This window comes from Streptomyces sp. SM1 (genome assembly GCF_002910825.1).
GTDB classification, from domain to species: domain Bacteria; phylum Actinomycetota; class Actinomycetes; order Streptomycetales; family Streptomycetaceae; genus Streptomyces; species Streptomyces okerensis.
In genome coordinates this window covers 24,842-35,232 of sequence record NZ_NEUB01000614.1, presented here as the reverse complement: position 1 = coordinate 35,232, position 10,391 = coordinate 24,842, and the positions used below count along the sequence as shown (strand labels likewise).

General features: G+C 69.0%; 7 protein-coding genes. 1 reads left to right on the top strand and 6 read right to left on the bottom strand.

Annotated features, from left to right (window positions below):
• Nucleotides 1-75 precede the first annotated feature (75 nt).
• A complete protein-coding gene (locus B9S61_RS15520; protein WP_103542791.1) occupies nucleotides 76-1,524 on the top strand; it encodes an IS66 family transposase in 1,449 nt (482 codons plus the stop codon).
• A 732-nt stretch (nucleotides 1,525-2,256) separates the two neighbouring features.
• Here the strand turns inward: B9S61_RS15520 and B9S61_RS40860 are convergent.
• The 6 genes from B9S61_RS40860 to kdpA form a co-directional block, all read right to left on the bottom strand.
• A complete protein-coding gene (locus B9S61_RS40860; protein WP_181007381.1) occupies nucleotides 2,257-2,400 on the bottom strand; it encodes a hypothetical protein in 144 nt (47 codons plus the stop codon).
• A gap of 118 nt (nucleotides 2,401-2,518) precedes the next feature.
• Nucleotides 2,519-5,062 (bottom strand): sensor histidine kinase KdpD, encoded by a 2,544-nt coding sequence (locus tag B9S61_RS15515; RefSeq protein ID WP_103542790.1) that lies wholly within the window; start codon nucleotides 5,060-5,062, stop codon nucleotides 2,519-2,521.
• Nucleotides 5,063-5,074: 12 nt separating this feature from the next.
• Nucleotides 5,075-5,758: a response regulator gene (locus tag B9S61_RS15510; RefSeq protein WP_103542789.1), complete on the bottom strand. Its 684-nt coding sequence runs from the start codon at nucleotides 5,756-5,758 to the stop codon at nucleotides 5,075-5,077.
• Nucleotides 5,759-5,892: 134 nt separating this feature from the next.
• The gene (locus B9S61_RS15505; RefSeq protein ID WP_103542788.1) at nucleotides 5,893-6,561 is read right to left on the bottom strand and encodes a potassium-transporting ATPase subunit C; all 669 of its coding nucleotides are present in this window, start codon (nucleotides 6,559-6,561) and stop codon (nucleotides 5,893-5,895) included.
• A 5-nt stretch (nucleotides 6,562-6,566) separates the two neighbouring features.
• Nucleotides 6,567-8,690, bottom strand: coding sequence for a potassium-transporting ATPase subunit KdpB (kdpB, locus tag B9S61_RS15500; RefSeq protein WP_181007380.1), 2,124 nt, complete (start codon nucleotides 8,688-8,690; stop codon nucleotides 6,567-6,569).
• Nucleotides 8,690-10,387 (bottom strand): potassium-transporting ATPase subunit KdpA, encoded by a 1,698-nt coding sequence (kdpA, locus tag B9S61_RS15495; RefSeq protein ID WP_103542787.1) that lies wholly within the window; start codon nucleotides 10,385-10,387, stop codon nucleotides 8,690-8,692. Before kdpA ends, kdpB begins: the two co-directional genes overlap by 1 nt.
• Between the last annotated feature and the right edge of the window lie 4 nt (nucleotides 10,388-10,391).

Below are 10,391 nucleotides of genomic sequence, written 5' to 3'. Positions count from 1 at the left end.
GTGACTGTTTACGGCCGTCCGTGACCTGCGGTGACGTGGTGCGGGGCAGTCGCGATGGTCGAGTAGATTGATCTTGTGACCTCCGAGCAGCCGCCGCCGTCGTACAACGAGCTGGCCGGTCTGATCGTGGAGCTGAGGCTGGTAGCAGCCGCGCAGGCCGCGACGATTGAGCGACGTGAAGCACGGATCGTCGAGCAGGACGCTGAGATCGCGGAGTTGAAGCGGCGGCTGGCCGCTGATTGGCGCAACTCCTCCAAGCCGCCGTCCAGTGACGGGCTGGACAAGAGGCCCGCACCGAAGTCGCTGCGCAAGGCGTCGGGGCGTCGGCCGGGCCGGGCCAAGGGCGATCCCGGTGGCCGGCTGGAGCAGGTCACCGACCCGGACGTGATAGTCGATCATCATCCGGCCGCGTGCGGCAGCTGTGGCGGTGGTCTGTCCGATGCGTCGGGTTCGGGCTTCCGGGCCCGGCAGGTCTTCGATCTGCCCGAGATCCGCCCCCAGGTGACCGAGCACCGGCTGCACCGGGCGGTGTGCGGTTGCGGGTACACCACCACGGCGACGGCTCCGGACCTGCCCACGGCGGCCGCCGTGTACGGACCCGGCGTCCGAGCCGCGATCGCCTGCCTGTCGGCCTATCAGCACCTGCCGGCCCAACGCCTCGCCGAGGCCATGGACTGCCTGTTCAGCCTGCCGGTCTCCACCGGCACCGTCCTGTCCGTCCCGGCTCGCGCCCACGACGGGCTCGGGTCCTTCGAGGCCCAGGTCAAGGACCACCTGGCCACGGTGCCGGTCGCGCACGCGGACGAGTCCGGGGTACGGGTCGCGGGGAAACTGCACTGGCTGCACGTGATGTGCACCCACCTGGTCACCTTCTACGGCATCCACCACCAGCGCGGCCGGGCGGCCATGGACGACCTCGGCGTCCTGCCCGGCTTCACCGGCACCCTGGTCACCGATGCCCTGGCCCCCTACACGGTCTACGGCGACGCGCAGGCCCTGTGCGGGGCGCACGTGCTGCGTGAACCCATTGCCGTGACCGAGGACACCCGCCATGACCCCGCCTGGGCCCAGGCGATGATCGATGTCCTGGTCGAGGCGAAGGACGCAGTCGCCGACGCTGTGGCCACCGGGCACGACGCCCTGGACGCCGAGACGTCGGCCGGTTTCCAGGACCGCTACCGGCAGGCAGCGTTGTGCGGCATCGCCGCCAACCCCTACGCCGGCACCGGCCCCCGCTCCAAGGCCAGGGCTCTGGCCATGCGCCTGCGGGACCGCACCACCATGTACCAGCGGTACATGGTCGGCTTCAGTGTCCCGTTCGACAACAACCAGGCCGAACGCGACCTACGGATGATCAAGGTGCAACAGAAGGTCTCCGGGGCCTGGCGGACCCTGACCGGCGCAAGGCGCTTCGCCCGGATCCGCGCCCACATCTCCACCGTCCGCACACACGGCATCAGCCCCCTCACCGCCCTGCGCGACCTCTTCGCCGGACGGCCATGGATGCTGCCCGCAACCAGCTGAAACCCCTAAACAGTTACGTTCGACGAACGTACGGGGGCACTGAAGGCGGCATCGGGGCTTCCCACGTCGTGAGGGCGACCAGAACCTTCGGAAGGGACTGCTGCACAGCCCGCTGTCACCTACTCGTGCAACAGTCCCGACCGTCACGACAAGCACGCTGGATGACCTTCGCGTCAAGGTCGTCGGGGAGTCGGAGTGTCATCGCCATACGGGGATGATGCCTGACCGATATCGAAGTGGCGCGGTCGGTGCGCCTTCTCGGCCCCAGAGAACGAGGAGCCGAGATGATCGCTCACTCCGCCTGCGGCGGTGCGGTCCCGCTTCGGGCGTCATCCGAGCGTCAAGAATTTCCGAACCCCCTCCCAAGGCGTCGGCCATGCAGGCATTTCGCTCACGGACCCGCAGGTCAGCGAGGTGCAAAGATCGAGCCGCCCGCTCGAACCGCTACCCGGAGGAAACAGGTCGAGCGGCCCCACCCGAACAACAGAAGCGCAGGTCAGGACCCCTTGCCAACAGGTTCGAGGATCGCCACGCACTCCACGTGCGTCGTCATCGGAAAGATGTCGGCCTGAGAAGTCAGGCGAAACCGCAGGTCAGTGTCCGTTCCTCAGTCCATCGCCCTGCACCCCGGCGTTCGGAGCGTCACACGAGCGTCAACGCCGGCAGCCGGCGACGTGCGCGCCTGTACCCGGGTTGCCGGCTTTACCGCGCCGTGGACTGAGGCTTCAGCGATCACGGTCGGTAGATCATTTTCCAGAAGCCGGCTGCGATGAGCATCCACGCGCCGATGCCGATGAGCCGTATCCAGTCAGTGAGAGCGCCCTCGGCGATGAGGACGACCGAGCCGCTCGTGAGGCCGACGATCCGGGATCTCATTCCCCGTTCCCGGAGTGGTTCCATGTCTGCACAGCCCTCTCGGTGGTGCGTGGGTTCCGGTCCCGTGCGACCCGCCCGCCTCGCCGTGGCCTCATGCGCGCGTACGCTCCACGGACCATCAGGACGTGACCGCGGGGGACACATCCGGCCGCTCCCGCCGGCGCCCGGGTGCAGTCCGTACGGCGAGCACCATGGTCAGGCCGCCGCCGGGGGTGTCGTCGGCGTGCAGAGTGCCGCCGATGGCCTCTGCGAAGCCGCGGGCGACCGCGAGGCCGAGTCCCACCCCGTCGCCGCGCGGAGCGTCGCCGTAGCGCTGGAAGGGTTCGAAGATGCGGTCCTTGACCTCGTCCGGGACACCGGGGCCGCGGTCGACGACCCTGATCTCCACCCGGTCGGCTATGGCGCTCGCGGAGACCAGGACGCGCTCGCCCGGCGGGTTGTACTTCACCGCGTTCTCGACGATGTTGGCGACCGACCGTTCCAGCAGGCCGCGGTCCACGCCGACCATGGGCAGGCTCTCGGGCACGTCCAGGTCCACGCTGCCCTCGGGTACGCCGCCGAGCGCCATCGGGATGACCTCGTCCAGGTCGGTCTCGCGGATGATCGGGGTGACGGTGCCGGTCTGGAGGCGGGACATGTCGAGCAGGTTGCCGACGAGGTGGTCGAGGCGGTCGGCGCCGTCCTCGATGGCCTCCAGCAGTTCCACCTGGTCCTCTTCGGACCACTCGACGTCATCGGAGCGCAGGGAGGTGACCGCCGCCTTGATACCGGCGAGCGGGGTGCGCAGGTCGTGACTGACGGCAGCGAGGAGGGCGGTGCGGATGCGGTTGCCCTCGGCGAGTTCCTTGGCCTGGTTCGCCTCCTGCTGGAGACGCCGGCGGTCCACGACCACCGCCGCCTGGGCGGCGAACGCGGCCAGTACCCGGCGGTCCTCCGCCGGCAGCACCCGGCCGGACAGGGCCAGGGCCGTGTGATCCCCGACCGGGACGTCGACGTCCGCCTCGTCGGGACCGGCGCAGGGGCGCGGGCCGACGCTGCCGGCACACGTCCAGGGCGCCACGTCGCTCTCCCTCTCCAGGAGGGCCACCGACTCCATGCCGAAGGTCTCGCGGACCCGTTCCAGGAGGGCGTCGAGACTCGTCTCGCCGCGCAGGACGTTGCCGGCGAGGAAGGAGAGGATCTCCGACTCGGCCCGCAGCCGCGCCGCCTGGTGGGTGCGCCGGGCCGAAAGGTCCACCACGGACGCGACGGCCACGGCGACCCCGACGAAGACCGTGATAGCGACGATGTTCTGCGGGTCGGCGATGGTGAGCGTGTGGACGGGCGGGGTGAAGTACCAGTTCAGCAGCGTGGAGCCCACCACCGCGGACACCAGCGCCGGGAACAGCCCGCCCAGCATGGCCGCCGCCACCGTCAGGGACAGGAACAGGAGCATGTCGTTGGCGAGACCGACGTCCGGAACGGCACCCGTCAGCAGCCAGGTGAACAGGACGGGGCCCAGCACACCCACGAGCCAGCCCGCGACGACCCGGGACCGCCCGAGGCGTGCGCTGCGGGCCACCGGCAGGCCTCGGCCCTTGCCCGCCTCGGCGTGCGTGATGAGGTGGACGTCGAGGTCGGGACCGGACTCGCGGGCCACCGTGGCGCCGACTCCGGGACCGAAGACGTACTGCCAGCTTCTGCGGCGGGAGACACCCAGCACGATCTGCGTGGCGTTCACCCCGCGGGCGAAGTCGAGCAGAGCGGCCGGGATGTCGTCGCCGACGACGTGGTGGAAGGTGCCGCCCAGATTCTCCACCAGCGTGCGCTGGACGGCCAGTTCCCTCGGCGAGGCGGCGGTCAGGCCGTCACTGCGGGATATGTAGACAGCCAGTACCTCACCCCCTGCGCCCTTCTCCGCCAGCCTCGCCGCGCGCCGGATCAGGGTGCGCCCCTCCGGGCCGCCGGTCAGACCCACCACGATGCGCTCCCGCGAGCCCCATATGGCCGCGACATGGTGCTCGTTGCGGTACTTGGTCAGGTAGGCGTCGACCCGGTCGGCGACCCAGAGCAGAGCCAGTTCGCGCAGGGCGGTGAGGTTGCCCGGCCGGAAGTAATTGGACAGAGCCGCGTCGACCTTGTCCGGCTTGTAGATGTTGCCGTGCGCCATGCGGCGGCGCAGCGCCTCCGGTGACATGTCGACCAGCTCGATCTGGTCGGCACGCCGTACGACGTCGTCGGGGACCGTCTCGCGCTGCCGCACCCCGGTGATCGAGTCGACCACGTCACCCAGCGACTCCAGGTGCTGGATGTTGACGGTCGTTATCACGTCGATGCCGGCGGCGAGCAGTTCCTGTACGTCCTGCCAGCGTTTGGTGTTGCGGGAGCCCGGCACGTTGGTGTGGGCCAGCTCGTCCACCAGGGCGACCGCGGGGGCCCGGCGCAGGACGGCGTCGACGTCCATCTCGGTGAAGGTGCCGCCCCGGTGGTCGAGCTCCTTGCGGGGCACCTGCTCCAGTCCGTTCAGCATCACCTCGGTGTGCGACCGGCCGTGGTGCTCCACGAAGGCGACCACGCAGTCGGTGCCCCGCTCGACGCGACGGTGCGCCTCCGACAGCATCGCGTACGTCTTGCCGACACCGGGAGCCGCGCCGAGGTAGATCCGAAGCTTGCCACGTGCCATGTCGTTCCCCGGTCAGTTCTCGAAGCGGTAGCCCATGCCGGGCTCGGTGATCAGATAGCGGGGTCGGGAGGGGTCCCTCTCCAGTTTGCGGCGCAGCTGGGCCGTATAGACACGCAGGTAGTTGGTCTTACCGCTCTGGGAGACGCCCCAGACCTCCTGGAGAAGGTGCTTCTGCGTGATCAGCCGGCCGGGATTGGTCACCAGGATCTCCAGCAGGTGCCACTCGGTCGGGGTGAGCCGCACGTCACGCCCGTCCCGGACGACCTTCTTGCCCACGAGGTCGATGGTGAAGTCGTCTGTCTCGACCAGAGTCACCGCCGCACCCACCGAGGTGTCCTCGGTACGGCGTACCGCGGCCCGCAGCCGGGCCAGCAGCTCGTTCATGCTGAACGGCTTGGTGATGTAGTCGTCGGCGCCGGCGTCGAGGGCTGCGACCTTCTCGTCGGACGCCTGGCGGGCGGACAGGACCAGGATCGGCACGCGGCTCCAGCCCCGCAGGCCCTTGACGATGTCGACGCCGTCCATGTCAGGCAGACCGAGGTCGAGCAGCACCACGTCGGGCTGCCGTGCGGCGGCGAGCCGCAGGGCCGTGGCCCCGTCCGGAGCCGCGTCCACGCCGTAGTGGCGGGCACGCAAGTTCAGGACGAGGGCCCGCACCAGTTGCGGGTCGTCCTCGACCACGAGCACCCGGGTCATGGATGTCTGCCTCTCCTGTCGTACGTCGCGCCGGGTACGCCCGGACGCGGGGCGTCCGACGTCACGGATGCGGGAGCCGACGGCACCGCGGTGTACCTGGAGCCGCCGACTCCCGAGGACATCGTGCAATGCCATCAGCTCTTCGCCACGAGTTCCTTGAGCGCGATGTTGAGTTCGAGGACGTTCACGCGCGGCTCTCCCATGAAGCCGAGGGTGCGGCCCTCGGTGTGCTCGTCGACGAGCTTCTGCACCTGCACGATGGACAGGCCGTTCTCCTCGGCGACCCGGTGGACCTGGATGTCCGCGTACTGCGGCGAGATGTTCGGGTCCAGTCCGGAGCCGGAGGAGGTGACCGCGTCGGCGGGCACCTGGGACGGCTTCACCTTGTAGGTGCCCGTGGAGTTGTCCTTGACGACGGCGGCCTTGGCGTCCTTCACCCACTGGATGAGCTCTTCGTTGTCCCCGGACCGGTTGGTCGCGCCGGACAGGATGAGCTCGTACTGGGTGTTGACGCTGTTGGTGCCGAGGCCGTTCTGCGGGCGGCCCTGGAACCACTTCAGGTCCGGTGCCGGGGTCTCCTGGCCCTCCTTCAGCGGCAGGTTGTACGCCTGTCCGATGAGGGACGAGCCGACGACCCTGCCGTCCGCCTTCACCTCGGAGCCGTTCACCCGGTCGGGGAACAGCCCCTGCGCGATGCCCGTGACGACCAGGGGATAGAGGACACCGGTCACCAGGGTCAGCAAGAGGAGGGCGCGCAGGCCCGCCCCGAGCAGCCGGGCGGTGTTCGATACGGAGTTGTTCATGGCCTTCAGCCGATTCCGGGGATGAGGGAGACGAGCAGGTCGATGATCTTGATGCCGATGAACGGAGCGACGAGTCCGCCGAGGCCGTAGACCGTCAGGTTGCGCCGCAGCAGCCTGTCCGCGCTGCCCGGCCGGTACTGCACGCCCTTCAGGGAGAGCGGCACCAGCGCGATGATGATCAGCGCGTTGAAGATGACGGCGGACAGGATGGCGTAGTCCGGGGAGGACAGCCCCATGATGTTGAGCTTGTCCAGGCCCGGGTAAACCGCGGCGAACAGCGCCGGGATGATCGCGAAGTACTTCGCCACGTCGTTGGCGATGGAGAACGTGGTCAGTGCGCCCCGGGTGATCAGCAACTGCTTGCCGATCTCGACGACCTCGATGAGCTTGGTGGGGTTGGAGTCGAGGTCGACCATGTTGCCAGCCTCCTTTGCGGCCGACGTGCCGGTGTTCATCGCCACGCCGACGTCCGCCTGGGCCAGCGCGGGCGCGTCGTTGGTGCCGTCACCGGTCATCGCGACGAGCTTGCCGCCCGCCTGCTCCCGCTTGATGAGGGCCATCTTGTCCTCGGGGATGGCCTCGGCCAGGAAGTCGTCGACCCCGGCCTCCTCGGCGATCGCCCTGGCCGTCAGCGGGTTGTCACCCGTGATCATGACGGTCTTGATGCCCATGCGGCGCAGCTCCTCGAACCGCTCGCGCATGCCGTCCTTGACGACGTCCTTGAGGTGGATGACGCCCAGGACACGGGCCCCTCGCGCGTCCTCGACCGCGACGAGCAGGGGCGTACCACCGGCTTCGGCGATGCGGTCGGCGATCGCATCGGCGTCGTCGGCGACGGTGCCGCCGTTCTCCCGGACCCAGGCGGTGACCGAACCGGCCGCGCCCTTGCGGATCCTGCGCCCGCCGACGTCGACGCCGGACATCCGGGTCTGGGCGGTGAAGGCGATCCACTCGGCACCCACCAGCTCGCCCTGGTGGCGCTCCCGCAACCCGTACTTCTCCTTGGCGAGGACCACGATGGAGCGTCCTTCGGGCGTCTCGTCGGCCAGCGACGAGAGCTGCGCCGCGTCGGCGACCTGTGCCTCGGTCGTGCCGCGCACGGGCACGAACTCGGCGGCCTGCCGGTTGCCCAGGGTGATGGTGCCGGTCTTGTCCAGCAGCAGGGTGGAGACGTCACCGGCGGCCTCGACCGCGCGGCCGGACATGGCGAGCACGTTGCGCTGCACGAGCCGGTCCATTCCGGCGATGCCGATCGCCGAGAGCAGGGCACCGATCGTGGTCGGGATCAGGCAGACCAGCAGGGCGACGAGCACGACCATCGTCAGGTGGGTGCCCGCGTAGTCCGCCAGGGGCGGCAGCGTGGCACAGGCAAGCAGGAAGACGATGGTCAGCGAGGCCAGGAGGATGTTGAGCGCGATCTCGTTCGGCGTCTTCTGCCGGGCCGCGCCCTCGACCAGATTGATCATTCGGTCGATGAACGTCTCGCCGGGCTTCGTCGTGATCTTTACGACGATCCGGTCGGAGAGGACCTTGGTGCCGCCGGTGACCGCCGAACGGTCGCCGCCGGACTCGCGGATCACGGGCGCGGACTCGCCGGTGATCGCCGATTCGTCGACGGAGGCCACGCCCTCGACGACGTCTCCGTCACCGGGGATGACGTCGCCGGCCTCGCAGACGACCAGGTCGTCGATCCTCAGCTCGGTGCCGGGCACGTGCTCCTCGCGGTCGCCCACGAGGCGGCGCGCGACCGTGTGGGTCTTGGCCTTGCGCAGAGTGTCGGCCTGGGCCTTGCCGCGGCCCTCGGCGACGGCCTCCGCCAGGTTGGCGAAGACGACCGTCAGCCACAGCCAGGCGCTGATGGTCCAGCCGAACCAGTCGCCCGGGTCCGTGAAGGAGAAGACCGTGGTCAACACGGAGCCGATCCACACCACGAACATCACGGGGGACTTGACCATCACCCGCGGATCGAGCTTGCGAAAGGCGTCCGGCAGCGACTTCACCAACTGCTTGGGGTCGAAGAGGCCGGCGCCCACACGGCCCTCGGCGGGCTTGTGGCCGGTGGGGGCGTCCTGGTGGGGCGCCAGGGTGGGAGTCGACATGAGGTCCTGCCTCTTTACGTCGGTGGTCATCACGCCAGCCCTTCGGCCAGCGGTCCCAGCGCGAGTGCGGGGAAGTACGTCAGACCGGTGATGATGATGATCGTGCCGACCAGCAGCCCGGTGTACAGCGGCTTGTCCGTGCGCAGGGTGCCCGCGGTGGCCGGGACCGGCTTCTGCTCGGCGAGCGAGCCGGCCAGTGCCAGCACGAACACCATCGGCAGGAACCGGCCGAGGAGCATCGCCAGGCCGATCGTGGTGTTGAACCACTGCGTGTCCGCGTTCAGGCCGGCGAACGCCGAGCCGTTGTTGTTCGCTCCGGACGTGCAGGCGTACAGGATCTCGGAGAACCCGTGCGCGCCGCTGTTGGTCATCGAGTTCGCCGGCGTCGGCAGCGCCATCGTGAACGCGGTGAAGACGAGCACGAGCGTCGGGGTGATCAGGATGTAGCAGGCCGCCAGCTTGATCTCGCGGGAGCCGATCTTCTTGCCCAGGTACTCGGGCGTGCGGCCCACCATCAGACCTGCGATGAACACCGCGATAATCGCCATGATCAGCATGCCGTAGAGGCCGGAGCCGACCCCGCCGGGCGCGATCTCGCCCAGCATCATGCCGAGCAGGGTGATGCCGCCGCCGAGACCGGTGAAGGAGGAATGGAAGGAGTCGACGGCTCCGGTCGAGGTGAGCGTGGTCGACACCGCGAAGATCGAGGACGCGCCGACGCCGAAGCGGACCTCCTTGCCCTCGTACGCCCCGCCCGCGGCCTGGAAGGCCGGGCCGTGATGGGCGAACTCGGTCCACATCATCAGCGCGACGAAGCCGAGCCAGATGGTGGCCATGGTGGCGAGGATCGCGTAGCCCTGCTTGACCGAGCCGACCATCAAACCGAAGGTCCGGGTGATCGAGAACGGGATCAGCAGGATCAGGAAGATCTCGAAGAGGTTGGTGAAGGACGTGGGGTTCTCGAAGGGGTGGGAGCTGTTGGCGTTGAAGTAGCCGCCGCCGTTGGTGCCCAGCTCCTTGATGGCCTCCTGCGAGGCGACCGCGCCGCCGTTCCACTGCTGCGTGCCGCCCATGAACTGGCCGACCTCGTGAATGCCGGAGAAGTTCTGGATCGCGCCGCAGGCGACCAGCACGACCGCGGCGACAGCCGCCAGGGGCACCAGGACGCGTACGACACCGCGCACCAGGTCCGCCCAGAAGTTGCCCAGCTCACCGGTGCGGATGGGGGTCCCCCCGCTCGAACGCAGCTGAGAGTGGGGGAGGGCGAATCCGCGCACGAGCGCCACGGCGACGGCTATGCCGACGGCGGCGGAGACGAAGTTCTGTACGGCCAGGCCGGCGGTCTGCACGACGTGGCCCATCGCCTGCTCGCCCGAGTACGACTGCCAGTTCGTGTTCGTCACGAAGGAGACGGCCGTGTTGAACGCCTGGTCCGGGTCAACAGCGGCGAAGCCGAGCGAGCCGGGCAGGACTCCCTGGAGCCGCTGCAGGGCGTAGAGGAACAGAACGCCGACCACGGAGAAGGCGAGGATGCCGCGCAGGTACGCGGGCCAGCGCATCCCCGTGTCGGGGTCGGCACCAATGCCCTTGTAGATCCACTTCTCGACACGCAGGTGCTTGTCGGAGGAGTACACCTTGGCCATGTAGGTGCCGAGGGGCTTGTAGGCGAGTGCCAGCGCGGCTGTCAGAGCGAGCAACTGGAGTACGCCGGCGAGTACGGGACCCATCTCT